The organism is Pseudomonas sp. LB3P93 (assembly GCF_054898025.1).
This window is the reverse complement of sequence record NZ_CM142713.1, coordinates 258,074-284,446: the sequence shown is the minus strand read 5'-3', so window position 1 is coordinate 284,446 and position 26,373 is coordinate 258,074. Positions and strand designations below refer to the sequence as shown.

The 26,373-nt window shown below is 56.2% G+C and carries 23 protein-coding genes and 2 tRNA genes; 23 read left to right on the top strand and 2 right to left on the bottom strand.

All coding sequences use genetic code 11. The annotated features are described in order from the left end of the window. The first annotated feature begins 53 nt into the window (after nt 1-53). From ACYZT8_RS01285 to ACYZT8_RS01240, 10 genes are all read left to right on the top strand, one after another. Nucleotides 54-458 carry an acetyl-CoA sensor PanZ family protein gene (locus ACYZT8_RS01285; protein ID WP_461978602.1) on the top strand — a complete coding sequence of 135 codons (405 nt, stop codon included), beginning with the start codon at nt 54-56 and terminating at the stop codon, nt 456-458. A gap of 78 nt (nt 459-536) precedes the next feature. Further along, nucleotides 537-2,768 (top strand): AsmA family protein, encoded by a 2,232-nt coding sequence (locus ACYZT8_RS01280; protein WP_461978600.1) that lies wholly within the window; start codon nt 537-539, stop codon nt 2,766-2,768. Beyond that, a complete protein-coding gene (gene mutY / locus ACYZT8_RS01275; RefSeq protein WP_461978598.1) occupies nt 2,765-3,832 on the top strand; it encodes an A/G-specific adenine glycosylase in 1,068 nt (355 codons plus the stop codon). Before ACYZT8_RS01280 ends, mutY begins: the two co-directional genes overlap by 4 nt. After that, a complete protein-coding gene (locus ACYZT8_RS01270) occupies nt 3,829-4,101 on the top strand; it encodes an oxidative damage protection protein (RefSeq protein WP_007949047.1) in 273 nt (90 codons plus the stop codon). The genes mutY and ACYZT8_RS01270 overlap by 4 nt, the downstream gene beginning before the upstream one ends. Nucleotides 4,102-4,204: 103 nt before the next feature. Further along, a tRNA-Phe gene (locus ACYZT8_RS01265) sits at nt 4,205-4,280 on the top strand. A gap of 441 nt (nt 4,281-4,721) precedes the next feature. Next, nucleotides 4,722-6,641: a type I restriction-modification system subunit M gene (locus ACYZT8_RS01260; RefSeq protein ID WP_461978596.1), complete on the top strand. Its 1,920-nt coding sequence runs from the start codon at nt 4,722-4,724 to the stop codon at nt 6,639-6,641. Continuing rightward, nucleotides 6,638-7,981, top strand: a complete 1,344-nt coding sequence (locus ACYZT8_RS01255; protein WP_461978594.1) for a restriction endonuclease subunit S — start codon at nt 6,638-6,640, stop codon at nt 7,979-7,981. Before ACYZT8_RS01260 ends, ACYZT8_RS01255 begins: the two co-directional genes overlap by 4 nt. Continuing rightward, complete coding sequence (locus ACYZT8_RS01250) at nt 7,978-8,934, top strand: GIY-YIG nuclease family protein (RefSeq protein WP_461978592.1); 957 nt, start codon at nt 7,978-7,980, stop codon at nt 8,932-8,934. The genes ACYZT8_RS01255 and ACYZT8_RS01250 overlap by 4 nt, the downstream gene beginning before the upstream one ends. Before the next feature lie 4 nt (nt 8,935-8,938). Then, nucleotides 8,939-10,621: an ATP-binding protein gene (locus ACYZT8_RS01245; RefSeq protein ID WP_461978590.1), complete on the top strand. Its 1,683-nt coding sequence runs from the start codon at nt 8,939-8,941 to the stop codon at nt 10,619-10,621. Nucleotides 10,622-10,692: 71 nt separating this feature from the next. Continuing rightward, nucleotides 10,693-13,878: a type I restriction endonuclease subunit R gene (locus tag ACYZT8_RS01240; protein WP_461978588.1), complete on the top strand. Its 3,186-nt coding sequence runs from the start codon at nt 10,693-10,695 to the stop codon at nt 13,876-13,878. Between the two features lie 210 nt (nt 13,879-14,088). Here the strand turns inward: ACYZT8_RS01240 and ACYZT8_RS01235 are convergent, their stop codons facing one another. Further along, nucleotides 14,089-14,538 (bottom strand): carboxypeptidase regulatory-like domain-containing protein, encoded by a 450-nt coding sequence (locus tag ACYZT8_RS01235; RefSeq protein WP_461978586.1) that lies wholly within the window; start codon nt 14,536-14,538, stop codon nt 14,089-14,091. 263 nt (nt 14,539-14,801) lie between these two features. Between ACYZT8_RS01235 and ACYZT8_RS01230 the strand changes: the two genes are divergently transcribed. From ACYZT8_RS01230 to vapC, 6 genes are all read left to right on the top strand, one after another. Next, entirely contained in the window at nt 14,802-15,860 is a 1,059-nt protein-coding gene (locus ACYZT8_RS01230; RefSeq protein ID WP_461978584.1) for a PDDEXK nuclease domain-containing protein, read from the top strand. A 69-nt stretch (nt 15,861-15,929) separates the two neighbouring features. Then, a complete protein-coding gene (locus ACYZT8_RS01225; RefSeq protein WP_461978582.1) occupies nt 15,930-16,904 on the top strand; it encodes an alpha/beta hydrolase family protein in 975 nt (324 codons plus the stop codon). Between the two features lie 38 nt (nt 16,905-16,942). Next, the gene (locus ACYZT8_RS01220; protein ID WP_461978581.1) at nt 16,943-17,359 is read left to right on the top strand and encodes a hypothetical protein; all 417 of its coding nucleotides are present in this window, start codon (nt 16,943-16,945) and stop codon (nt 17,357-17,359) included. A 5-nt stretch (nt 17,360-17,364) separates the two neighbouring features. After that, a complete protein-coding gene (locus tag ACYZT8_RS01215; RefSeq protein WP_461978579.1) occupies nt 17,365-17,817 on the top strand; it encodes a hypothetical protein in 453 nt (150 codons plus the stop codon). Between the two features lie 182 nt (nt 17,818-17,999). Continuing rightward, on the top strand, nt 18,000-18,230 hold the full coding sequence (gene vapB, locus ACYZT8_RS01210) for a type II toxin-antitoxin system VapB family antitoxin (protein WP_461978577.1): 231 nt from the start codon (nt 18,000-18,002) through the stop codon (nt 18,228-18,230). After that, complete coding sequence (gene vapC, locus ACYZT8_RS01205; RefSeq protein WP_461978575.1) at nt 18,230-18,637, top strand: type II toxin-antitoxin system tRNA(fMet)-specific endonuclease VapC; 408 nt, start codon at nt 18,230-18,232, stop codon at nt 18,635-18,637. Before vapB ends, vapC begins: the two co-directional genes overlap by 1 nt. A 92-nt stretch (nt 18,638-18,729) precedes the next feature. Here the strand turns inward: vapC and gabP are convergent, their stop codons facing one another. Beyond that, complete coding sequence (gene gabP, locus ACYZT8_RS01200; RefSeq protein ID WP_461978573.1) at nt 18,730-20,121, bottom strand: GABA permease; 1,392 nt, start codon at nt 20,119-20,121, stop codon at nt 18,730-18,732. A 553-nt stretch (nt 20,122-20,674) separates the two neighbouring features. On the opposite strand from gabP, the gene ACYZT8_RS01195 reads away from it, so the two are divergent. The 7 genes from ACYZT8_RS01195 to ACYZT8_RS01165 all read left to right on the top strand — a co-directional run bounded on the left by ACYZT8_RS01195 (nt 20,675) and on the right by ACYZT8_RS01165 (nt 26,199). Next, nucleotides 20,675-21,448, top strand: a complete 774-nt coding sequence (locus tag ACYZT8_RS01195) for an ABC transporter ATP-binding protein (protein ID WP_007897462.1) — start codon at nt 20,675-20,677, stop codon at nt 21,446-21,448. Nucleotides 21,449-21,461: 13 nt separating this feature from the next. After that, nucleotides 21,462-22,208 (top strand): ABC transporter substrate-binding protein, encoded by a 747-nt coding sequence (locus tag ACYZT8_RS01190; RefSeq protein ID WP_461978571.1) that lies wholly within the window; start codon nt 21,462-21,464, stop codon nt 22,206-22,208. A gap of 78 nt (nt 22,209-22,286) precedes the next feature. Next, on the top strand, nt 22,287-22,982 hold the full coding sequence (locus ACYZT8_RS01185) for an ABC transporter permease (RefSeq protein WP_010464638.1): 696 nt from the start codon (nt 22,287-22,289) through the stop codon (nt 22,980-22,982). Next, nucleotides 22,979-23,668 carry an ABC transporter permease gene (locus ACYZT8_RS01180; protein WP_461956719.1) on the top strand — a complete coding sequence of 230 codons (690 nt, stop codon included), beginning with the start codon at nt 22,979-22,981 and terminating at the stop codon, nt 23,666-23,668. Before ACYZT8_RS01185 ends, ACYZT8_RS01180 begins: the two co-directional genes overlap by 4 nt. Then, a complete protein-coding gene (locus ACYZT8_RS01175; RefSeq protein WP_461978569.1) occupies nt 23,649-24,878 on the top strand; it encodes a methyltransferase in 1,230 nt (409 codons plus the stop codon). The genes ACYZT8_RS01180 and ACYZT8_RS01175 overlap by 20 nt, the downstream gene beginning before the upstream one ends. Before the next feature lie 342 nt (nt 24,879-25,220). Then, on the top strand, nt 25,221-26,045 hold the full coding sequence (locus ACYZT8_RS01170) for an FkbM family methyltransferase (protein ID WP_461978567.1): 825 nt from the start codon (nt 25,221-25,223) through the stop codon (nt 26,043-26,045). 78 nt (nt 26,046-26,123) lie between these two features. After that, nucleotides 26,124-26,199, top strand: a tRNA-Thr gene (locus tag ACYZT8_RS01165). The last annotated feature ends 174 nt before the right edge of the window (nt 26,200-26,373 follow it).

Below are 26,373 nucleotides of genomic sequence, written 5' to 3'. Positions count from 1 at the left end.
GTGATATCACCTTTATGTAAGTTGTCTGTTCTCGTACCACTGAAGGAGCCTCCATGCCAATCATTGTCGAGCTGCTGCACGAAGCCACTTACCAGGATCAGCAAGACCTGCAAAAAATTTACCGCGACGCCCCGGACTGGCTGTTCGCCCCGTATTCAGGGGATGTACAGCTGATTGAAGGCTGCCTGGGCGATGGCTCGCTGATCGCCGGACGCTTCAATGATCGGCTGCTTGGAGCCGCCCGTTTGCAGCGGCACGCTGATGTTTGGCACTTGTCCCAAATTTGCGTACGAAAAATTACCCGTCGTCGTGGCGTTGCCGAGCGTCTGGTGAACGAAGCGCAGAAAATGGCGTCGCAGTCGGGCGTGACATTGCGACTGCTCGCGCCTGCCGGGCATCTCGAAGCGCAGGCACTGGCCGCCAAGCTGAAAGTGCCGCTGGATGTACTGCCGGCGTGATCGCTGACCGGTCGTCCGCTTCGGAGCGCTATACTCCCCGGCTAAATTTCGAATTCGACTAACTACAAGGACTCGCCCATGAAAGCGTTCGGCAAAATCCTGGGTCTGGTACTTCTCGGGCTGTTGCTGATCATTGTGGCGCTGGGCTTTGCCCTGACCCACCTCTTCGATCCCAACGACTATAAAGACGAGATCCGCCAGATTGCCCGCGACAAGGCCCACATCGAGCTGACGCTCAATGGCGATATCGGCTGGAGCCTGTTCCCGTGGCTCGGCCTGGAATTGCACGAAGCCAGTGTCGCGACCCTGGCCAAACCCACCGAGCCGTTCGCCGACTTGCAAATGCTTGGCCTGTCAGTGCGCGTACTGCCGCTGCTGCGCCGCGAAGTGCAGATGAGTGATGTGCGCGTCGAAGGCCTGAACCTGCGCCTGAACCGCGACAAGGACGGCCACGGTAATTGGGAAGACATTGGCAAAGCCCCGGCGCCAGCCAATCCGGCCACCCCGCCGGTCACTCCCGGCGAACCTGCTCCGGCGCCAGACACCACTGCCCAGGCGGAAAAACCGGCCCAGCCGATTCGCCTGGACATCGACAGCCTGACCGTCAACAACGCCCGCGTTGAATACAGCGACGAGAAGACCGGCAAGCAGTTCAGCGCCGAGAGCATCCAGCTGAGTACCGGCCCGGTCCACGACTCGACCAACATTCCGGTCAAACTCACGGCGTTCCTCGGCACCAACCAGCCGGTCCTGCGAGTGCGTACCGAGCTCAATGGCGAGCTGCGTTTTGAACGCGCATTGCAGCGCTACAAATTCGAAGACATGAAGCTCTCCGGCGAAGTCGCCGGCGATCCGCTGCAAGGCAAAACTATGACCTTCGCCGCCCAAGGCCAGTTGCTGCTGGATAAAGCCGCGAACGTCGCCGAATGGACCGGCATCAAGATCTCCGCCAACCAATTGCGCGCGCTGGGCGAACTGAAGGTCAACGACCTCGACAAGACGCCGCAAATCAGCGGCGGCATTTCGATCGCCCAGTTTGATCTAGCGAAATTCGTCGACAGCATCGGCCAGAAACTCCCGGCCATGGCGGAAGGCAGCCTGAGCAAGGTCGAATTGGTGAGCCGCCTTGCGGGCACGCCGACCAGCGTGTCGTTCGACGACATCAATCTGAAAGTCGACGACAGCACCTTCAGCGGCCGTATCGCCGTCGAGGACTTCGCCAAACAATCGCTGCGCGCAACCCTCAAGGCTGACACCTTCAACGCTGATCGTTACCTGCCACCGAAATCCGCCGAAGCCAATAGCGCGACACAAGTGCGTCAGGCCGAAGTCGCCAGCACCGAAGCCGATGCCATGGCGGGTGCCGGCAGCACACCGTTGCCCGCCGCACCAACCAAAACTGCGTGGAGTACTGAACGCCTGTTGCCGGTCGAGCGTTTGAGCAAACTCGACGTAGACGCGGACCTGACCTTCGGCCTGCTGACCCTCGACAAACTGCCGATCCAGAACGCAGCGCTCAAGGCCACCGGCCAGGGCGGCCTGCTGACTCTCGAGAACCTGCGCGGCGACCTCTACGGCGGTAACTTCGAAGCCAAGGGCACCCTGGACGTGCGCCAGGAAATGCCAGCGTTGAGCATGCAGACCAGCATCACCAAAGTGCCTGTGGAAAAAATCCTCGAAAGCCAAGGGAAGAATCCACCGGTCAAAGGTCTGGTGACGCTCAACAGTGCGTTGACCGGCAGCGGCAATAGCCAGCAAGCACTGATCGACACCCTCAACGGCAACGCCAGTTTCGTCATCAATAACGGCGTGCTGCTCAATGCCAACCTCGAGCAACAGCTGTGCAAAGGCATCGCCACCCTGAACCGCAAATCCCTCAGCGGCGAGCCACGGGGCAAGGACACACCGTTCCAAGAGCTCAACGGCAACCTGACCTTCCGCAACGGCGTGGCCAGCAACCCGGACTTGAAGGTACGCATCCCGGGCATGACCGTGAAGGGTGACGGCGACGTCGACCTGCGGGTGCTGGGCATGGATTACCGCGTGGGCGTGATCGTCGAAGGCGACAAGAGCGACATGCCGGACCCGGCCTGCCAGGTCGGCGAGAAGTTCGTTGGCATCGAGTGGCCGCTGCGCTGCCGTGGCCCGCTGGAACTGGGCGCCAAGGCTTGCCGCCTCGATAACGACCGCATGGGACAGGTCGCCACTAAACTGGCGGGTGAAAAAATCAGCGAAAAAATCGACGAGAAGCTTGGCGACAAAGTCAGCCCTGAGCTGAAAAATGCGCTGAAGGGGCTGTTCAAGCGATGAGAGCCGAGCAGTTTTCAACGGCGGTGCTGGACTGGTACGACCGCCACGGCCGCCACGATTTGCCTTGGCAACAAGGCATCACGCCGTATCGGGTGTGGGTCTCGGAAATCATGCTGCAGCAAACCCAGGTCAGCACCGTGCTGAATTACTTCGACCGCTTCATGGCCTCGCTGCCGACGGTCGAAGCCCTGGCCGCCGCGCCGGAAGACGAAGTGCTGCACCTGTGGACCGGCCTCGGTTACTACACCCGCGCGCGCAATTTGCAGAAGACCGCGAAGATTGTCGTGGCGGAGTACGGCGGCGAGTTTCCGAGGGATGTTGAAAAGCTTGTCGATCTGCCGGGCATCGGCCTGTCCACGGCCGGCGCCATCGCCAGCCTGAGCATGGGCCTGCGGGCGCCGATCCTCGACGGTAACGTCAAACGGGTCCTGGCGCGCTTTACCGCGCAAGAGGGATATCCGGGCGAGCCGAAAGTCGCCAAACAGCTGTGGGCGAACGCTGAGCGCTTCACGCCGCATGATCGGGTCAACGCCTACACCCAGGCGATGATGGATCTGGGCGCCACGCTTTGCACCCGCAGCAAACCGAGCTGCTTGCTGTGCCCGCTGGAAAAGGGCTGCGAAGCGCACATGCTCGGCCTGGAGACCCGCTACCCGATTCCCAAGCCGCGCAAAGCCGTGCCACAGAAGCGCACGTTGATGCCGATGCTCGCCAACGGCGAAGGCGCGATTCTGCTTTACCGTCGCCCTTCTACGGGCTTGTGGGGCGGTCTCTGGAGCCTGCCGGAACTCGACGACCTCGACGACTTGCAACATCTGGCCACGCAGCACTCGCTTGAGCTGGGCACGCAACAAGCGCTGCCGAGCCTGGTGCACACCTTCAGCCACTTTCAGTTGTCCATCGAACCCTGGCTGGTTCAGGTCCAGGAGGCCGGCCATCACGTGGCCGAGGCCGACTGGCTCTGGTATAACCTCGCCACCCCGCCGCGCCTGGGCCTTGCCGCCCCGGTCAAAACCTTGCTCGAACGCGCGGCTGCCGTATTGAACGCAGGAGAGTCGTCATGACCCGCACCATCATGTGCCGCAAGTACAAAGAAGAATTGCCCGCCCTGGAGCGCGCTCCATTCCCGGGCGCAAAAGGTCAGGACATTTTTGACCATGTCTCGGCCAAGGCCTGGGCCGACTGGCAGAAACACCAGACCCTGCTGATCAACGAAAAACGCCTGAACATGATGAACGCCGAAGACCGCAAATATCTTCAGGGCGAGATGGACAAGTACTTCTCCGGCGAGGATTACGCCAAAGCTGACGGCTACGTTCCGCCAGCGGAATAATCCTGCTTTCTCGGGGGTCGGATCGTAAGCGACGGTAATAATTAAATATTTTTTGAAAACTTGCTTGACGACCCCCTGAAAAACCCGTTTAATGCGCCCCGTTGCCCAGATAGCTCAGTCGGTAGAGCAGGGGATTGAAAATCCCCGTGTCGGCGGTTCGATTCCGTCTCTGGGCACCAAATACCGAAAACCCTGAATCGCAAGATTCAGGGTTTTTTTATGCCTGGGATTTGATGGGCTCGGTATTCCCGCTGTCTTCTACGACTGGTTCCTACAAGCGGAGGACTTAAAACCCGGCACGTTTGCGCATTTATGCTCGGGATTCCTTTTCTGAAAAGGAGCAGAAAACCAAAGCTGCAAAGCGCTGTCTGTAGCGCTATTTATCGTTGGCGGTGGACTTGTCTGGGAATGACGAACAGGGTCGCTCGTAAAATGAACAAACCGAACAGGTGATGCCCCGCGCATCGATTAATGGCATCCTTGCGCCCAATTTAATCGCCCGCTGGCGATAGCCCTCAGGGCCTGCGCGCAGGGATGATCGTTCTCCATTCGGGACAACCCAGACTCAAATCCCTCCTTGCTGTCAGGCCCCGGCTCGCATTGCATTGAGAGGAACACTCGTGAATCAGCAAAACCTGGCCGACTTCATCTGGAACGTTGCAGATGTACTGCGCGGCGATTTCAAGCAATCCGAGTTCGGCCGCATCATCTTGCCTTTTACCGTGCTGCGTCGATTGGAATGCGTGCTGGAACCCACCCGCGACAAAGTGCGCACGCAGTTCACTGCGTTGAAGAACACCACCGTCGACCGGGATCTGATCCTGCCTGGAATCGCTGAGGCGACCTTCTACAACATTTCGCAGTACGACTTGGCCAGTGTCGGCGCTACGAGCACCCGCGCGAATCTGGAAGACTACATCGCCAAGTTCTCGGCCAATGCTCATCAAGTCTTCCAACACTTCAATTTCAGCGACTGGCTGAACCGCCTCGAAAGCGCCAACCTGCTGTATCTGGTCACCCAGAAGTTCGCCAGTATCGACCTGCACCCCAACACCATCAGCAACCATGAAATGGGGTTGGTGTTTGAACACCTGATTCGCAAGTTCGCCGAATCGGCCAACGACACTGCCGGGGAGTTCTTCACCCCGCGTGATGTGGTGCGACTGACCACCACGCTGGTGTTTGCCCCAGATCACGAAGCGCTCAATGGAAAAGGCGTGATTCGTACCGTTTACGATTGCGCAGCTGGCACTGGCGGCTTTCTGTCCTCCGCAATTGAGCTGGTCGGCGAGTGGAACCCTAAGGCGGACATGATCCCCTACGCTCAGGAATTGAACCCAGAGACTTACGCGATCTCATTAGCGGACAAATTGATCCAGGGCTTCGAAACCAAGAACATCAAACTCGGCAACACCCTCTCCCACGACCAACTGCCCCACGAGCAATTCGACTACTGCCTGGCTAACCCGCCATTCGGCGTTAAATGGGAAAAAGTCCAAAAGCAGGTGCAGGACGAGCAGAAAAACAAAGGCTTTGCCGGGCGCTTCGGCGCTGGTCTCCCCCGTGTTGGCGATGGGTCCCTGCTGTTTCTGATGCATTTGCTATCAAAACGTAAGCCAGTGGAATTGGGTGGCAGCCGAATCGGCATAGTGCTGTCGGGGTCACCCCTGTTCAATGGCGGCGCGGGCTCCGGTGAATCAGAAATCCGCCGCTGGATTCTGGAAAACGATTGGCTGGAAGCAATCATCGCACTGCCCAACGACCTGTTCTACAACACAGGCATCGGCACGTACATCTGGGTGCTGTCCAACCACAAAGACGCAGCGCGTAAGAACAAAGTGCAGCTGATCGACGCCACCGCCATGCATACGCCGATGCGTAAATCCCTGGGCAGCAAACGCAAGCTGCTCTCGGAGGGCCAGATTGCCGACATTGCTCGCCTGCACGATGCAGGTGAAAACGCGCCTTGCAGCAAAATCTTCAACACCACTGACTTCGGCTATCGCCGTATTACCGTTGAACGCCCGCTACGTCTACGCTTCAGCGTCACGCCCGAGAAGCTCGCTGCATACGCCGATAGCAAAGGTGCCGATCACATCGCTCAGTTCGCCGCGATAGAAGGCAGCTTCGATAACCTGCCCGCCTTCCTAAAGGCTGCCGGGGTCAAAAAGCTTGGCAAAGCTGCGCTGAAAGCGCTTTTCAGCTGTTTTGGCGAACGCGACCCTGAAGCCCAACCGATTTTGGATGAAAAAGGTCAGCTCCAGGCTGATAGCGACCTGCGTGAAAACGAAAACGTCCCGCTCAATCAGCGCATCGAAGACTACTTCGCTCGCGAAGTGCTGCCGCACGTTCCGGATGCCTGGATCGATACCAGCAAGTGTGACGAGAAGGATGGTTTAGTTGGCATCGTTGGTTATGAGATCAACTTCAACCGGTATTTCTACCAGTATCAGCCGCCTCGTTCGCTAAGCGAGATTGATGCGGACCTCAAGGCTGTTGAAGCGGAGATCGCTGCTCTGCTGAATGAGGTGACGGCATGAGTCATTACAAGCCGTATCCGGCTTATAAGGATTCAGGGGTGGAGTGGTTGGGGCGGGTGCCGGAGCATTGGGAGGTGAGCCGTCTACGCTTTTTCGCGGAACTAAACCCTTCAATCAGCAAAGACGTCTTGGCAGATTTAGACGCTGAAGTGTCCTTTCTGCCCATGGAAACAATAGGAGAAGACGGATCTCTCAATCTGGAGCAAACGCGATCAGTTGCAACTGCACGCAACGGATATTCATATTTTGAAAATGGAGACGTGGCATTTGCGAAGGTGACACCCTGCTTCGAGAATGGCAAAGGTGCGCTTTTGCGCAACCTTGTAGGGCAAGTGGGATTTGGCACAACTGAGCTCACCGTATTACGCCCAAAATCAGAAACAGATGCGCGTTTTCTAAACTTTATCGTCCAAAGCGGCCGCTTCCGAGCATTTGGCGCGGGCGCCATGACCGGCGCAGGCGGCCTAAAGCGGGTCCCGGATGAATTCACTCGAAACTTTGTTTCCGCATGGCCGCCTCTTTCAGAGCAGAGCTCAATTGCAAATCACCTTGAATCCGAAATTACCCAGATAGATGGATTGCTGCTCAAGAAGACCCGTTTTATCGAACTGCTGCGTGAAAAGCGCCAGGCGCTGATTACCCATGCAGTCACCAAGGGGCTCGACCCCACTGTGAAATTGAAAGGCTCTGGCGTTGATTGGATTGGTGAAGTCCCCGAACACTGGGTCGTAAAACGTTTGAGACTTATCGCAAGCGTACAAACGGGCATAGCTAAAGGTAAGGACAATGCCGATAAGGTGACAATCGAAGTCCCATATCTTCGTGTAGCCAACGTCCAGGATGGCTATCTAAACCTTGATGAAGTATCGACAATCAATATACCTACCGAAGATCTAGATCGTTATCTGCTTCAAAAAGGCGATGTTTTAATGAACGAAGGCGGGGATTTTGACAAGCTCGGGCGCGGACATATATGGCATGGAGAGGTTGAACAATGTATCCACCAGAATCATGTTTTTGCTGTTAGACCAACCCACGTCCAGCCCCAATGGCTGAACACCTTTACAAGTTCCAGAGCGGCCCAGTTCTACTTTATGGGTCGCGCTAAACAAAGCACGAATTTGGCTTCGATTTCGTCAACCAATCTTATGGAGCTCCCCGTTCCAGTTCCCCCAGATGCTGAGCAAATCGAAATATTGACGGCACTCACCCAGATGACTTCTCGCCTCGACACCCTAATAACCAAAACCGAACTAAGCCTCACCCGACTAAAAGAACGCCGCACCGCCCTAATCACCGCCGCCGTCACCGGCCAAATAGACCTGCGAGAAGCCTCGTGAACCAAGGCCGCAGCATTCGTATGTTCCTGATCGACGGCACACCCAATGGCCTACTAACCGCCGAGATCATCAACTGGTCCGGCCATGTGCTTACAGGCCCACGCAGCAAATTGACCGAGCTCGTGCAGCGTCCTGAATGCGGACGCACGGGTGTTTACTTCCTGATGGGCCCAGACCCAGACGGAAGTCCGCGCAATAGGGTTTATATCGGTGAATCGGACGACGTCGCACAACGCCTGAAGCAGCATAACCGAGCGGAAGATCAGGGCGGGAAAGACTTCTGGGAACGGGTTTGCCTAGTCACCAGCAAAGATCTGAATCTCACCAAAGCTCACGTCAAGTATCTGGAAAGCTGGTTGATGCGCATTGCTCGAAGTGCCGGGCATTGCATCGTCGTCAACGGCACAGCGCATGAGTACGATAACCTGCCGGAATCGGATCGCGCCGACATGGCATTTTTTCTCGATCAAATTCGCATTGTGTTACCGGCACTGGGTTTCGACTTTCTGCGTGAAGTGACCAAACCTTCGCAGATCAGCGAAACAACAGGCGTTGGCATCAGCACCGTCAGCCAATCACCAGTGTTTGAATTGACTAGCAAAACCCGTTTGATCAAAGCCTTAGCCCAAGAAATCGATGGCGAGTTTTTTGTACTCAAGAACTCCGATGCCAGTGAGCGCTGGACTAGCACACCGCACAACTATCAGACGCTTTATACGCGAGTCGTCAGTGAGGGCGTGCTTCCGAAAACAGCGAATGGTTTACGCAAATTCGCTGACGATTACGCATTCAACAGCCCAAGTGCTGCTGCGGCAGTTGTTTTAGGTCGCAATGCCAATGGCCGAACTGAGTGGACAGTCCAAGGTTCTGGTCAAACCTACGCAGCCTGGCAGGATCAACAAATTGCTGGATTGCGCCCCGCGCTTCCTTCATCCCTGATCAGTACGGAATAAACGAATGAACGAAGCCGCCCTTCAGCTTTATCTGCGCGAGCATTTCCCCAAGGAAAATGCCGCGTGCGAGTGGAAGGAGTTCAAGAACCTCACCCATGCAGTGTCCGGGCGTAAAGGCGAGGACATCGCCAGCTATTTGTCGGCAATTGCCAACATGGCCGGTGGGCATTTGGTAATAGGGGTAGAAGACGCTTCGTTACGGATTGTTGGCATCGAAAAGTTTCACGACTACACACCGGAAAACATCCGCCAACGCTTGTTGGGGCGTTGCAGCAATCTGGATTCGGAAGGTTTTTGCGTAGAAAACTTCACCACGAACGATACGGGTAAAACCATTTGGGTTTTCCACATTCCGCCGCATCGCCCGCGGCTACCAGTCTATGCACACGACAAGGCCTGGCAGCGCCTGGATGACGCGCTGGTTGAAATGCGTCAGGAACGGCTGGAAACCATTTTGAACGAGCCAGTCGATAATCGCGACTGGTCAGCCGAAACAGTGGAAGGCGCAACACTCGCCGATCTGGATGAACAAGCCCTGATTGTGGCGCGGGAGAAATTCTCAGAAAAGTATCGCAACGCCTCATACGCGGCTGACATCCCCGCATGGGATACCGCGACCTTTCTGGATAAGGCGAAGATTACTATTCAGGGCCAGATCACCCGCACCGCACTGTTACTGCTGGGGAAACCGCAATCCAGTCACTTTTTGCCAACACTGGCCCAAATCACTTGGAAATTGACCGGCGAAGAGCAGGCTTACGAGCATTTTGCACCGCCGTTTCTGCTGGCCACCACTCAGGTTCTGCACCGCATCCGCAACATCAGCTACAAGCTGTTCCCGCAAAACCAATTGCTGGCCACTGAAGTCAGCAAGTACGACACCCGCGTCATACTTGAAGCACTGCACAACTGCATTGCCCACCAGGACTATCAGTTGCGCTCACGGATTATCGTTACCGAACGCGTCGACCGTTTGGTCTTCGAAAATGCCGGTGGTTTCTTTGAGGGTCAGCCCGAGGATTATTTCAGCGGCGAGCAAACCCCGAGTCGCTACCGCAATCCTTGGCTCACCCAAGCCATGGTCAGCCTGAACATGATCGACACCATGGGCTTTGGTATCCGCACCATGACCCTGTCTCAGCGCAGTCGCTTTTTTCCGTTGCCGGACTACAGCAAGTCAGAGCCGAACAAGGTTGTGCTGGAGATCTATGGGCATGTCATAGACGAGAACTACACACGCCTGTTGCTTGAGCGCGAGGATCTACCTCTGAATACGGTGATGCTCCTGGACCGAGTCCAGAAGAAGCAACCAATCACCGACGCTGCCGCTGCAATGCTCCGTAAGCAAGACCTTATCGAAGGCCGGAAGCCGAATTACTACACCGCTGCACAGGTCGCGCAAAGCACCGGCAACAAAAGTGACTACATTCGTAATCGGGCCTTTGACGATGCCTATTACAAGCGCCTGATTCTCGACTATCTGGGGCACTACGGCTCAGCCTCCCGCGAAGAGCTGGTGACGCTGATCCTAGACAAACTTTCAGACGCTTTAGACGAAAAGCAGAAGCAAAACAAATTCCGCAACCTGCTCAATGCTATGTCGACACGAGACAAAACCATTGAAAAATCAGGTGGTTTGCACAAAGGTCGATGGGTTTTGAAGCGCTCGGATAGCCTCTCTATCTAGACAAACTTTAGTCAAACTCTAGACAAACTCCCCCGCTGAGCCGGGTTCAATTTAGCTGTGAAGGATCGCACATGTCCCACATCCACCACGAATGTGAACTGGAACGCCACATCATCGAGCAACTGTCTGACAGCGGCTGGCTGGTTGGCAAATCCAGTGGTTATGACGTCGTACGGGCGCTGTATCCGGAAGATGTGCTCGATTGGCTGAATGACACCCAGCCACAGCAATTGGCTGCGCTACGAAAGATGCACGGTGAGAGCACGCGCACCGTTCTCTTCGACCGATTGGGTGCCCAGCTCCAGAACAAATTGGGTGGCACGATCAATGTGCTGCGCCACGGCTTTACCGTTTCGGGTGCCGGAGTTCTGTCCATGAGCCAAGCCTTGCCTGAAGACGCCCGTAACGACACCGTGATTGCTCACTATGCCGCCAACCGTCTACGGGTGGTGCCACAACTGCGTTACTCCCAAGACAAAACCGATGAGATTGACCTGGTATTTTTCATCAACGGTTTGCCTGTCGCGACCGTTGAGCTTAAAACCGACTTCACTCAGTCAGTGGACGCAGCCATGCAGCAATACTGCCAGGACCGTCCACCGAAAAGTGTGAAGACTGGTTTGGCTGAACCACTTTTGGCATTTCGTAGGGGAGCAGTGGTGCATTTCGCGATGAGCGACAGCGATATTCGTATGACCACTCGATTAGCTGGCGACTCGACTTTCTTCTTGCCATTTAACCGTGGCAATGACGGCGCTGCTGGCAATCCGACCAACAAGGACGGCAGCTATCCGGTCAGCTACCTGTGGCAACAGGTGTTGCAAAAAGATAACTGGCTGCGGATTTTCCACCGCTTCGTGCTGCTGGAGCGCAAGGAGGTCCAGGACGCCAAGGGCATTGCATCTTTCAAAGAAACGTTAATTTTTCCACGCTTCCATCAGTGGGAAAGTGTGACGGGAATACTCGAAAAAGTAGCGCAAGAAGGCGCAGGCCAGCCCTATCTGATCCAGCACAGCGCTGGCTCCGGTAAAACCAACACAATTGCCTGGACTGCTCACTCGCTGATCCGTATCCGACGCCCGGATGGCGAGCCTTACTTTCACAGCGTCCTGGTGATTACTGATCGCCAAGTGCTGGACAAACAACTGCAAGACGCGATCAAGCAAATCGATCACCAGACAGGGTTAGTGCGGGCTATTGATCGTGAGGACAACAATCAGCCCAAAAGCGTGCAATTGGCAAACGCCATGCTAGAAGGTACCCCGATCATCATTTGCACATTGCAGACGTTTCCTCACGCACAGACGGCGATTCTTGGCGAAAAATCTCTTCGTGATCGACGCTTCGCAATCATCATTGATGAAGCCCACAGCTCAACGGGTGGCACTACTGCGGACGATCTGCGTTATGTGCTGACGGGACAAAGTGAGGAGGAATGGGAGCAACTCAGCAAAGAGGAACGTCTTTCTGTTTGGCAGTCCTCGCGCCAAAGGCCCGGTAATGCCAGCTACTTTGCTTTTACTGCTACTCCCAAACACTCGACAATGAGTTTGTTTGGTCGCCCACGATATCCAGAAAAACCAGTCAGCATCGACAACCCACCCGTGCCTTTCCATCTGTACACAATGCAGCAGGCGATCGAAGAGGGTTTCATTCTCGATGTACTGAAAAACTACAGCAGTTACAAAGTCGCTTTTAAAATCGGTTCGGCGTTCATGGACAGCCAAGATGAGCGAGTCGATGAGAAGAGTGCCAATCGAGCCTTGGCCAAGTGGTTGTCACTGAATCCAGTCAACGTTGGTCAGAAGGTCGAGCTGATTGTTGAACACTTCAAAAAGAACGTCAGTCATCTGCTTAATGGGCAAGCCAAGGCAATGATCGTTACGCCTTCTCGTGCTTCAGCGGTCAAATATCAACTGGCCTTGCAGGATTACTGCGAGCGCAATCGTTACACCAGCATCAAGTCGATGGTGGCGTTCTCTGGCGATGTGCCTAACCAAGAAGTGAAAGCCACCGGATTCAAGGAAGATCACGCCTTTAGTGAAGTCAACCTCAATCCAGGGCTGCATGGTCGTGACATGCGCAATGCTTTTGACACGCCAGACTACCGAGTGATGATCGTTGCCAACAAATTTCAGACAGGTTTCGACCAGCCAAAACTGGTTGCGATGTACCTGGACAAAAAAATCTCAGGTGTGGAGGCGGTGCAAACACTGTCTCGCTTGAATCGCACATACCCCGGCAAAGACAAAACCTTTGTCATCGATTTCGCCAACGAGTCAGAAGAAATCCTCAAGGCATTCAAAACCTTCTATCGCGATGCGCAGGTTGCAGATATTCAAGACCCAAACATCGTTTACGACATTAAACAACGTCTCGATGAGATGTATATCTACGATAGTGCCGAAGTGGCAGCGTTCGGCGATGCGATTGTTGACCGGAAAGTGACACATCAGAAATTGTATGCCCTGACCCAACCCGCTACTGACCGTTTCAATGGCAAGCTCAAGCTGCTTAACGACGGTATTGATCAATGGGAAAAAGCGTGGGAGATCGCCAATGAACAGGGCGATGAGCAGGACATGCAGAATGCTGATGTTCAGCGCGCCGAATTCGCAAAAAAACGCGACGAACTGATGATCTTTAGTGAAAGCCTGACCAAATTTGTCCGTACCTACGAGTACGTGGCACAGCTGGTTGAATTTTCTGATCCAATCCTGGAAGCCTTCGCTAGCTTCGCTCGATTGTTGCGTAAACGCTTGAAAGGGATCAGCTCCGACCAGGTCGATCTCGCCGATCTGACACTCAGCCATTTCAAGATTAACCAAAGCACCTCATTAGGGGGTGTTCTTCCAACGGGAGAAACACCAAGCCTGTACAGCGTGACTGACAATGGTCTGAGAGACGCGCGAGATCGAGAGAAGAAGTACCTTTCCGAACTGATTGAAAAGCTAAATGAAGCTTTTGGAAAAAACATCACCGACACCGACAAAGTTGCCTTTGCGGTACACGTGTCAGAGAAACTCAGATCCGACTTGGTTGTGATGGATCAGGTCCAGAACAACACTCGCGAACAAGCCATGAAGGCTGATCTTCCGAGAAAAGCCATTCAAGCCATTGCCGGCGCTATGAACAGCCACCAAAGTATGGCAACGCAACTGCTTAGCGATGAGGCGACTAGAGATGTCTTTATAACGGTGCTCTATGAGTTGCTAAAAAAAGACGCTGGGGCAGATTTGATCGAACAGGCCAGGTAAAAAACGCAAGGAATGTGAACGTTGCGAACAGATGGCGTGGGTCTAGCAAGGCTCATGTCGTCTCAACAGCCATGTGTATTGGGTTCTGGTCATGTTTGGTACAGTCGTAAAACCCGTGTCCTCGGTCGATTCCGTCTCTGGGCACCAAATACCGAAAACCCTGAATCGCAAGATTCAGGGTTTTTTTATGCCTGGGATTTGAAGGGACGGCTATTCGTCGCCGTTCCAGTGAAAGACCAGATTACGCGCCGTACCGCTTCCCACATCCGTGGTGTCATGTTTCGCCTCACCATTGCGGGTCGCGACAACGGTGTACTTACCGGGTGGCAACTGGACGTAAACCAGCGGACCCGCCTGACTCAGCGTCAGCACGGTTTGCCCCGGTGCTTTCTGAATGACGACATCGACGTCGGGAATGTATTTATTCTCCGGCCCGACCGAAAAGGTCATGTGCAGGTTGTATCCAGTCGTTTGCTGGATGGCCTTCGACTCATCCTCGCCAATGCCACCCGACAGATACGCGATCCCGTTTTGCTCTTGCCTCTGGATTTGCACGCCTGAGCTGTCGATGGGCTCTAGGCTGGCGGCCCACGATGTCGCCGGAAACATCAATACGCCGACAGCGACGATGGGCAACATGAGTGAATGGACGTACTTCATGATGGCGACTCCTGGGCTCCACAGCGCCCTTCTGGTCCTTCACTTTTGATTTCCCAGGGGACGGCCAAGTTTTAGATTGATTCGACCTTGAGCCCACTGCGAAAAGGACTACGCCATGTATTCCTCATGTCCGGTCTGCCGTCGGCAGGATCCTGCAAAACGAATCCGGCATTTCCTGCCGATTTCCCAGCCACGCCCTGCATCGCCGCGCTGCCCTCTCTTGCCATTCTCTTTCGCCTGTTCCTCCAGCTGCGGAAGACTTCATGAGCATCGTCAAAACCGAAAACACTCAAGACCCACAACTTGCCTCTCTGGTGGGCAACCTTGGCGAACTGATACGTCAGGCACGACAGAAGGTGCTGCGAGCGGTCGATACCGTTCAGGTGCAAACGTGCTGGCAGATCGGACGGCATATTGTCGAGTTTGAGCAGGAGGGGGCTCGGCGAGCGGCATATGGGAAGCAATTGCTCGCAACGCTGGCGATGGTGCTGACATCGGAGTTTGGGAAGGGGTTCGATGAAACCAACTTAAGGAAAATGCGACTGTTTTATCAGGCGTTTCCAATTCGAGACGCACTGCGTCTCGAATTGAGCTGGACCCACTATCGCAGGTTGCTACGAGTCGACAGTGACATGGCACGCAAGTGGTACATGGACGAAGCTGCCAACCAAAACTGGTCAAGCCGCGCTCTGGAACGCCAGATCAGCACCCTCTACTACGAACGCCTGCTTATGAGTCGGGACAAGTCTGCCGTCATGACAGAAGCCATTACGAACATCCACGCGATGAACGACAATCCCAGGGAGTTCGTTAGAGATCCCGTGATGCTGGAGTTTCTTGGTTTGCCCGACACCGGAGTGATACTGGAGACCGAACTTGAACAAGCACTCATCGAGCAACTTCAGGGCTTCCTGCTTGAGCTGGGAAAAGGTTTTGCCTTTATCGCTCGACAACAACGAATAAGCACCGAAGGCAGAGACTTCTATATCGATCTGGTGTTCTACAACTACCTGCTCAATTGCTTCGTCATCTTCGATCTCAAGCGCGGCGAACTGACCCACCAGGATGTCGGCCAGATGGACATGTATGTACGCATGTACGACGACCTTAAGCGCAAAGAGGCAGACGGACCGACCGTCGGCATCATTCTTTGCGCTCAAAAAAACGAGTCAGTGGTGCGTTACTCAGTATTACAGGGGAACGAACAACTGTTCGCCAGCAAGTACAAACTAGTGCTGCCAAGTGAAGACGAACTCCGCGCTGAACTGGACCGGGAACGAGCGGCAATAGAAGAGCGCCTGCTCGATCAAATCCGCCTATAAACACGGATGGATTGTCCACTGACCGCACGAAGACTATCGTTGGCAACTACCCAAAAAGGTCCAAAGCCGATGAATTTGCAGGACATGCCCTCACTGGCACCGACTCAAATCGAATTGTCGCTGACCACCGACATTGCTGGCGAACCGTTCAAGGAACCCGCCGCAGACGGCTTCACCCTCGGCGGTTTCACCTGGCAGCACGCCGCTCAGGACAGCGCGCGCCCGGTCGTTATCATCAACGCGGCCACCTCGGTTCGTTGCCGGCACTATTCGCGCTTCGCCGACTACCTGTTCGCCAATGACTTCGATGTCATCACCTTTGACTACCGCGGCATCGGCGAGTCGCGCCCGACGTCGCTGAAAGGGCTGGAGGCGTCATGGTCCGATTGGGGCGCGCTGGACTTCGAGGCGATGTTGAACCGCGCGCAGCGCGAATTTCCCGGGCAGCCCATCGACGTTGTCGGCCACAGCTTTGGAGGCTGCGCAGCGGGCCTGGGAGCGTCCGGGAATTTGATTCGGCACTTGGTGACGGTCGGCGCGCAATTCGCTTACTGGCGCGACTATGCGCCCGCTCATCGCTGGCGGATGTTCGGCAAGTGGCATGTGGTGATGCCATTGATGACCCTGCTGTGCGGCTACTTTCCGGGCAAACGCCTCGGCTGGCTGGAGGACACGCCCGCCGGCGTGGTTCGCGACTGGAGCACGCCCACTGCGCGTTACGAAACGCGGCCCAGTGGTCGCGTCATGCACGCAAAAAACGGCCAGCTTCCCTTTGCATCTGTCAGCGCAAAAACGTTGGCCATCAGCATCAGCGATGATCCTTACGGTACGATTGCGGCCATTGAACGCCTGCTCGGCTACTTCACTGGCAGCGCAAACACCCATCTGCGAATCGCCCCCGAAGACATCGGTGAAGAAGAAGTCGGACATTTCGCCTTTTTTCGCAGCGCATACCAAGCCACACTATGGCCCATTGCATTGTCCTGGTTGCAGACCGGCGAACTGGCCCCCGACACACCCGGGCGGCGAGTGCCACGCGACTGATCGACCCGCCCCTCTCATCGAATTACGGAACGACACCCATGGCATCCGCCAACAAGCAGAACAAACGCGCCACCCGCGCGAAAGCCAAGGCCAAGCAGAACCGCACCCAGCGGGCCGCCGCGCCGGTCGAGCTGGACCCGAACGACGATCGCATCGACTTCGAATCGGTGGACCTGACCGAGCTGTTCAAGAAAATGATCGACGCTGAAAAAACCAGCCAGCAAGCGATGTGCGTGGCCTTCCTCGAAGACCCGCTGCTGGAACTGGTGTACGAGCAGGAAGGCGAAGAAGGCGCGATGGATTTCATCCTCGCGGCGCTGATCGAATATCGCCAATGGTCCACCGAAGTCGATGAAGCCGGCGCCCTGGCATGGATCGAATCACCAGCCTTCCAGGCTGACTACGTAGCGGCGTCCGACGCCATTGCGGCTCAAACTCAACAGAAAGCGAACTGAATTTAATGGCATCCCTGAACAAGCAGCAAAAACGCGCCAAACGCGCCAAGATCAAAGCCAAGCAAATCAACATCCACGGCCGAAAACCCGCCGCGCTGGACGATGACCTGGGTGAAATCGGCGAGCCGATCCCGGAATACACCCTGGCGATGTTCAGCAAAATGCGCGACGCAGAGGCCATCAGCCGTAACGACATGCTGCTAGCCCTGCTGTCGGACCTCGCCGGGATCATCAGCGACCATCCAGAACTGCTGGACATGGAAAACGCCGACAACGAAGCCATGGCCGCCACTCACCTGGCCGCCGATATGCTGATCGACTACCGCATGTGGGCCGACGGCATGGACCGCGATGCCGCACAGGCCTGGCTGACCGATCCGCAATTCATCACTGATTTTGGCGATGCGCTGGACAGCTACCGTCAGTCGTTGGATGCGCAGGAGGAAAAGAGCGAGTAACCACTCGCCCTTGAAAGCAAAAACGGCCGCTTGTCATCACTGACAGCGGCCGTTTTCTTTGGAATTTATCACTGGGAATCTACACAACCTCTGGTCAGCGGCTTCGTATATCCCATTGACATATCCCTAATGAAATCTATTCTAGGGACTCATAACCCCCGTAGAACCGCAGGAGGCCAAATATGGAACAGACCACTCTTTTCATGAGCAATCGCAGCCAGGCTGTACGCTTACCAAAAGCCGTAGCGATGCCGAGCGATGTAAAACGGGTCAACGTAGTCGCCATTGGCCGGGCTCGCATCATCACGCCAGCGGACGAGACTTGGGACAGTTGGTTCGACGGAGATGGCGTGAGCACAGATTTTATGCCTGATCGCCAACAACCTGCTGATCAGGAGCGTGAGTCGTTCTGATGATCAAGTTCATGCTCGATACCAACATTTGCATCTTCACTATCAAGAACAAACCGCAAATCGTAAGAGAAGCATTCAACCTTCATGACGGACAGTTATGCATCAGCGCGATTACGCTGATGGAGTTGATCTACGGTGCCGAAAAATCAGCGACTCCCGAAAAGAACCTCGCCGTGATCGAAGGTTTCACCGCACGCCTTGAAGTTTTCCCTTTCGACAATGAAGCTGCCGCGCACACCGGAATGATCCGGTCCGAACTGGCAAAGGCTGGAACACCCATTGGCCCCTATGACCAAATGATTGCCGGCCATGCGCGCTCACGAGGGTTGATTGTTGTTACCAACAACCTGCGCGAGTTCGAACGGGTGCCAGGATTACGTGTAGAAGACTGGATTCACCCCGATTGAATCGAACAAAGCCAATCGAAAAAAACGACCGCGATCATTTCTGATGGCGGTCGTTTCTGTGCTTCAACAGCGTTTGTCTTGAGTCAGGACACTCAGCGCGCTACCGCTGCGATCAACTGCTCGTTACGACGACGGCGCGCCACAAACAAGCCCGCAGCCACGACCAACAAGCTCAGCAGACCGGTCGCGAGGATTTCCACGCGATGGGCATCCTGGAACAGCATGATGGTCAGTGCCGCGACAATGAAGATGATCACCGCGTAGGTCAGGCCCGGGAACAGCCACATGCTGAAGGCGATTTTCTCACCACGTGCCATACGCTGTTTGCGCATACGCAGTTGCGAAATCGCGATCACCAGGTACACCAGCAGCGCGATGGCGCCCGAACTGGCCAGCAGGAAGTCGAACACCGCGGCTGGGGCCACGTAGTTGGCGAACACGGCGAGGAAGGCAGCGCCAGTGGACAACATGACAGCCCAGTACGGCGTGCCGCTTTTGTTGGTGCGCTGGGAAACGGCCGGTGCGTCACCGCGTTTGGCCAGGGAGAACATCATGCGCGATGCGGTGTAGAGCGCGGAGTTCAGGCAGCTGGTTACCGCAACCAACACCACGATGTCGACGATCAGCTTGGCATTCGGGATGCCCATGCGCTCAAGCACGGTCTGGTAGGAACCGACTGCGGCCAGAACCGGGTCATTCCATGGCACCAGAGCCACAACGATGAAGATCGACACGAGGTAGAACAAGCCGATCCGCCAGATCACCGAGTTGGTGGCCTTGGAGATTTGCTGGCCAGGGTTCTTCGATTCGGCGGCCGCGATGGTCACGATCTCAGTGCCCATGAAGGAAAACATGGTAGTCAGAATGGCGCCCAGTACCGCGCCCATGCCGTTTGGCAGGAAGCCCTGGGTGTCGAACAGATGCGAAACGCCGCTGACCTGGCTGTTCGGCAGGAAGCCGAAGATCGCCATGATGCCGAGGCCAATGAAACCGATAATCGCGATGACTTTGACCAGGGCGAACCAGAATTCGAACTCACCGTAGTTCTTCACGCTGAACAGGTTGGTCACTGTCAGCAGCAAAGTGATGACCAGGGTAAACGCCCAGATGGCTACGTTGGGGAACCAGGCGTGCAGGATGGTCGCGGCGGCGTTGGCTTCCAGCGGAATCACCAACACCCAGAACCACCAGTACAACCAGCCGATGGTGAAACCGGCCCAGTGACCGATCGCGCGATCGGCGTACGTCGAGAAGGAGCCTGTATCTGGCGACGCGACGGCCATCTCGCCGAGCATGCGCATGACCAGCACCACCAGCGCACCGGCGGCGGCGTAAGCCAACAGAACAGCCGGACCTGCGGCGGCGATGGCGTGGCCGGAGCCGACGAACAGGCCGGCGCCGATAACCCCGGCGATCGACAACATGGTCACATGACGCGGTTTGAGCCCCTGTTCGAGGCCATTGGAGCTTGGGGTACTGCTCATTGAAACTACCTTTGTAAGGAAAAGCGATTTGCATCCATCCCGTCTGGTGTTCCTTCTCGTAAAAAGAAACCAACAGGGCGTTCCGGATTCTGCACGCAATAATTGCGCCAAAATGTTTCAAACTCCTCAGGCACGGGGCCTGCAGCGTGACCGGACAGTCATCGCAAGTCATTGAGATTAATGGCAATTTGCCAGAGCGTTACCCTGCGACCCACTTCAGGAACGAAACAGCGCACCGGAAACACACCCATAAATGAGTCGATGCACAATAAAAGTGCAGATCAGGAACGTTTGGCCGGTTAGCGCTTCCAACACCCCGTCAAAGCTGGCAACATCGCGCCCTTTTTTACGTGACACCCGCGGTGCAGCTGGTTCAAACGGCTGTTCGGTTGATAGCAGCGCGACAGTCTGCTGTACCGATGCGACAACCTGCCGCATGCCACCCGTTTACCGCCCGTAGCGCTGTTGGCTGCCATTCAGACGCTATGCTAGCTTGGCCGCCTCGCCAGGAAGGCCAACCAACAGCAGGAGCGAAACACTATGAGGAACGCACATGGCTGAGGCCACGCCCGCGCTTGAAATCCGCAACTTGCACAAACGCTACGGACAGCTTGAGGTGCTCAAAGGTATCTCGCTGACCGCCCGCGACGGCGACGTGATCTCGATCCTGGGTTCTTCCGGTTCCGGCAAGTCCACGTTCCTGCGTTGCATCAACCTGCTGGAAAACCCGCATCAGGGCCAGATCCTTGTGGCCGGCGAAGAACTCAAGCTCAAAGCCGCCAAGAACGGCGAACTGGTCGCTGCCGACGGCAAGCAGATCAATCGCCTGCGCAGCGAGATTGGTTTTGTGTTTCAAAACTTTAATCTCTGGCCGCACATGAGCGTGCTCGACAACATCATCGAGGCCCCGCGCCGGGTGCTCGGTCAAAGCAAAGCCGAAGCCATCGAAGTCGCCGAAGCCTTGCTGGCCAAGGTCGGCATCGCTGACAAACGCCACGCCTATCCCGCGCAACTGTCCGGCGGCCAGCAGCAACGCGCGGCCATCGCCCGCACACTGGCGATGCAGCCCAAGGTGATTCTGTTCGACGAACCCACCTCCGCCCTTGACCCGGAAATGGTCCAGGAAGTACTTAATGTCATCCGCGCACTGGCCGAAGAAGGCCGCACCATGCTGCTGGTCACCCATGAAATGGGTTTCGCCCGTCAGGTGTCCAGCGAAGTGGTGTTCCTCCACCAGGGCCTGGTAGAAGAGCAAGGATCGCCACAGCAGGTGTTTGAAAACCCGCTTTCGGCGCGCTGCAAACAATTCATGTCCAGCAACCGCTAACGGAGCTACCCGCATGCAGAACTACAAAAAGGTCTTCCTGGCAGCCGCCGTCACCCTGGCCTTCAGCGCCGGTGCCATGGCCGAAACCCTGAAGATGGGCATCGAAGCGGCCTACCCGCCGTTCAACAACAAAGATGCCAGTGGCAATGTCGTCGGCTTCGACAAGGAAATCGGCGACGCCCTGTGCGCCAAGATGAAAGTCGACTGCACCGTGGTCACCTCCGACTGGGACGGCATCATCCCGGCCCTGAACGCCAAGAAGTTCGACTTCCTGATCTCCTCGATGTCGATCACCGACGAGCGCAAGCAAGCGGTGGACTTCACCGATCCGTACTACTCCAACAAACTGCAATTCATCGCCAAGAAAGACGTCGACTTCAAAACCGACAAGGCTTCCCTGCAAGGCAAAGTGATCGGCGCACAACGTGCGACCCTCGCCGGCACTTGGATGGAAGACAACATGGAAGGCGTTGAAATCAAACTCTACGACACCCAGGAAAACGCTTATCTGGACCTGACCTCCGGTCGTCTGGACGGCATCCTGGCGGACAAGTACGTCAACTACGAGTGGCTGAAAAGCGACGCCGGCCGCCCTTACGAATTCAAAGGCGACCCGGTGGAAGAAAGCGACAAGATTGGTATCGCTGTACGTAAAGGCGACACCCTTCGCGCGAAGCTGAACCTTGCCCTGAAGGAAATCGTCGAGGACGGCACTTACAAGAAGATCAACGACAAGTACTTCCCGTTCAGCATCTATTGATTCTGACTTGCCTGGCTGGCGCTGTTCGCTGACGGCGCCAATCCCTGGCATTGCCTGCTGCAAATTGAAAAGAAATCCATGACTATCGATCTCTACGGATTCGGCCCGGCGCTCGCCGCTGGTGCGCTGATGACTGTGAAACTGGCACTCTCGGCCTTGTGCCTGGGGCTGGTGCTCGGTCTGCTCGGCGCCTTGGCCAAGACTTCCCCGTACAAGCCGTTGCAATGGCTTGGCGGCACTTATTCGACGCTGGTTCGCGGCATCCCGGAATTGCTCTGGGTGCTGTTGATCTACTTCGGCACGGTCAACCTGATGCGTGCCCTGGGCGAGTTCTTCGGCAATCCCGACCTCGAACTGAATGCCTTCGCTGCCGGCGTAATTGCCCTGGGGTTGTGCTTCGGCGCCTACGCCACGGAAGTGTTTCGTGGTGCGATTCTGGCGATCCCCAAAGGTCACCGTGAAGCAGGCGTGGCGCTGGGCCTGTCGAAGTTTCGCATCTTCACCCGGTTGATCATGCCGCAGATGTGGCGCATCGCCCTGCCCGGCCTGGGCAACCTGTTCATGATCCTGATGAAAGATACTGCGCTGGTGTCGGTCATCGGCCTGGAAGAAATCATGCGTCACGCACAAATCGGCGTGACCGTGTCCAAACAGCCGTTCACCTTCTATATGGTGGCCGCGTTCATGTACCTGGGCCTCACGATTCTCGCCATGACCGGCATGTACTTTATGGAAAAACGCGCCGCTCGCGGCTTCGCGAGGAGCACGCAATGAACTGGGAAGTCATCATCAAGTGGCTGCCGAAACTGGCTCAGGGCGCAACACTGACCCTGGAACTGGTGGCCATCGCCGTGATCGCGGGTTTGCTGCTGGCGATTCCGCTGGGCATCGCTCGCTCGTCGCGACTCTGGTACGTGCGGGCATTCCCCTACGGTTACATCTTCTTTTTCCGTGGCACGCCGTTGCTGGTTCAGCTGTTCCTGGTCTACTACGGTTTGGCGCAGTTCGATGCGATCCGTAACAGCTCGATGTGGCCGTATCTGCGCGATCCGTTCTGGTGCGCCACGGCGACCATGACCCTGCACACCGCGGCCTACATCGCCGAGATCCTGCGCGGCGCCATTCAGGCGATTCCACCGGGCGAAATCGAAGCGGCGCGTGCGCTGGGCATGTCCAAGCCCAAAGCGCTGTTCTACATCATCCTGCCCCGTGCTGCGCGTATCGGCCTGCCGGCCTACAGCAACGAAGTGATCCTGATGCTCAAGGCCAGTGCGCTGGCCAGCACCGTGACCCTGCTGGAACTAACCGGTATGGCCCGCACCATCATTGCCCGGACCTACCTGCCGGTGGAGATCTTCTTCGCCGCGGGCATGTTCTACCTGCTGATGGCTTACGTGCTGGTTCGCGGCTTCAAGCTGCTGGAGCGCTGGCTGCGCGTCGATGCCTGCCAAGGACGCTGATTACTGCGTGTTGACGGGCGACGCCTTGCTCGCCCGTTTCACGGCGCTGGATGCTTTTCTGATTGAGCATCAGGCGTTGTGGAAACCTCGTCCGTTTACTCATCTGCAGCTTCCCTGGGAAGCGTCCTACCCGGAATTGGCATTGTGGCTACGCGGGCGGTCGCTGGAGGAGGCGGAGAACAGTCATAACCAACCTGGTTTGCTGGATGCGCCTGAGCCGTTTGCTTCATTGGCGGCGCTGTCCATTGAGTTGAGTTCGGTGGGTGAGTTGCCCGCGCATTCGCTGGAAGCGGCCGGACATCGATTGAATGTCGACGTGCCCGGGCGCAAGTGGCAGCAGATTGAAGCGTTCGCCAGTTGCTTGTCATTCGCTGCGCCGCCCAGGCATTGGCTGGATTGGTGCTCGGGCAAGGGCCACTTGGGTCGGCGTTTGCTGCAACAGGGGCAACAATTGACGTGTCTGGAACACGATCCGGCGCTGGTTTCCAGCGGCCAGGCACTCAGCCAACGTCATCACATGCATGCGCTGCATGTCGAACAGGATGTGCTTGCGCCTGATGCTGCTTCTTTACTGAACGCCGATCACACACCCGTTGCGCTACATGCTTGTGGTGATTTACATGTGCGACTGATCCAGATCGCCAGTGCGGCAGGCTGTAAACAACTGGCCATTGCACCGTGCTGCTATAACCGGACCAGCCTTCCTGCGTATCAGCCGCTTTCCTCGAACGGTATGCGATCCGACCTACAACTGTCCCTGGACGATCTCTCGCTGCCGATGAGCGAAACCGTCACCGCCGGTGCTCGCGTCCGACGCCAACGCGACACCTCGATGGCCCGACGCCTGGGTTTCGACCTGCTGCAACGTCAAATCCGCGGCGTTGACGACTACCTGCCAACGCCTTCCCTGCCGAGTGCCTGGCTGGACAAATCCTTCGCCGATTACTGCCATCATTTGGCCGCACTGAAAGAGTTATCCACAATCGACGCGCAAGATTGGTCCGCACTCGAAGCCGCTGGCTGGCAACGACTCGCCGAAGTACGCAATCTGGAGTTGTTGCGCGGCCTTTTCCGACGCCCGCTGGAGCTTTGGCTGGTACTCGATCGGGCACTTTTCCTTGCCGATCAGGACTACACCGTTCGCCTCGGCACCTTCTGCGAAACCCCGCTCACACCACGTAATTTCCTGCTCTTGGCGGAACGCCCTTAAAAAGCCACAGCCTGTGGATAACTCTGTTGATGAAATTATCGTGGATCCAATATAAGCGCCTGTTTCAGGGGTGAAACGCTACTGTTCAATTTTCGTACACCTGTAAAAAAACCGAAAAAACAGGTATTTGCGGGCAAATGAGAACGGGTCTACAAAAAGGGGAATGAGAGCCGCCAGCACCGGGCACATTGTGCATAAGCATTTAATGCAAAGGACATAAGTGCCTAATACGGGACGTCATCTGCGGAAAATTGCGCCGCTTCCCCAGTCTTGTTATACAAACAGCCAAGGGCGCCGACAGCGCGGCCACGAACAAGAAAATCCGACTGACAGGATGCGACAGTGACGTTCATTTCTTACGCACAGAATTTCGAAGACATACGCCTGTGGCGCGCCCTCAAAACCGTTGAAGACGGCTTCTACATCGACGTCGGCGCCAACCACCCCACCCACGACTCCGTGACCAAAGCCTTCTATGACCGTGGCTGGACCGGCATCAACGTCGAACCGATGCCCAATTACTACGACGCCCTGCGCCACGAACGCCCCAAAGACACCAACCTGCAATGCGTGGCCGGCGAAAGCGCCGACGACCTGACCTTCTACGGCATCGCCGGCACCGGCCTCTCCACCCTCGACCCGGCCATGGCGAAAATGCACAAAGACGCCGGCATGGACGTGCGCAGCCAAACCGTCAAATCCCGCACCCTGACTTCCATCTGCGAAGAACACGCCCAGGGCCGCGAGATTCACTTCCTGAAAATCGACGTCGAAGGCCACGAAGAAACCGTCCTGCGCGGCATGGACTTCAGCCAATGGCGGCCGTGGGTGATCCTCATCGAAACCCCTTGGGAGCGCGACCAGGCCTGGGAAACCCTCGTCACCGACGCCGGCTACCACTCCATCCTGTTCGACGGCATCAACACTTACTACCTCGCCAACGAACACCTGAACCTCAAACCCGCCTTCGACATCCCGCCGTGCAACCTCGACGAGTTCCAGTTCTGCAAAGGCCACAACTTCAGCCACCCCGTCAGCGACGCCGAACACCAGCTCGCCGCCGCCCTGCAACGCGCCGAACAGGCCGAAGCGCAGCTGCGCGCAATGCAAAACAGCCGCACCTGGAAAGCCCTTCAGAAACTCAAGAAAACCCTCCTTCGCGCCTGACTTGAAGGCTGAGTAAAAATAGTCTGAATTCAGGGGTTTACAGAACCATCCCAATCGCTATAATCGTCGCCCTAACACGCCGGTATAGCTCAGTTGGTAGAGCAACTGACTTGTAATCAGTAGGTCCCGGGTTCGACTCCTGGTGCCGGCACCATACAAAACAAAGCCCTCGTAGAAATACGAGGGCTTTGTTGTTTCTGGAACGTCCACTTTTCGTCCACACACTGGGACCTGTGGGAGCTTGCTCGCGATAAGGCCGTCAAACCCAGCGACGCTCTACTGACCAAGACAAATGCTGCATTACCAAGACACTTGCGTGCGGAATCGA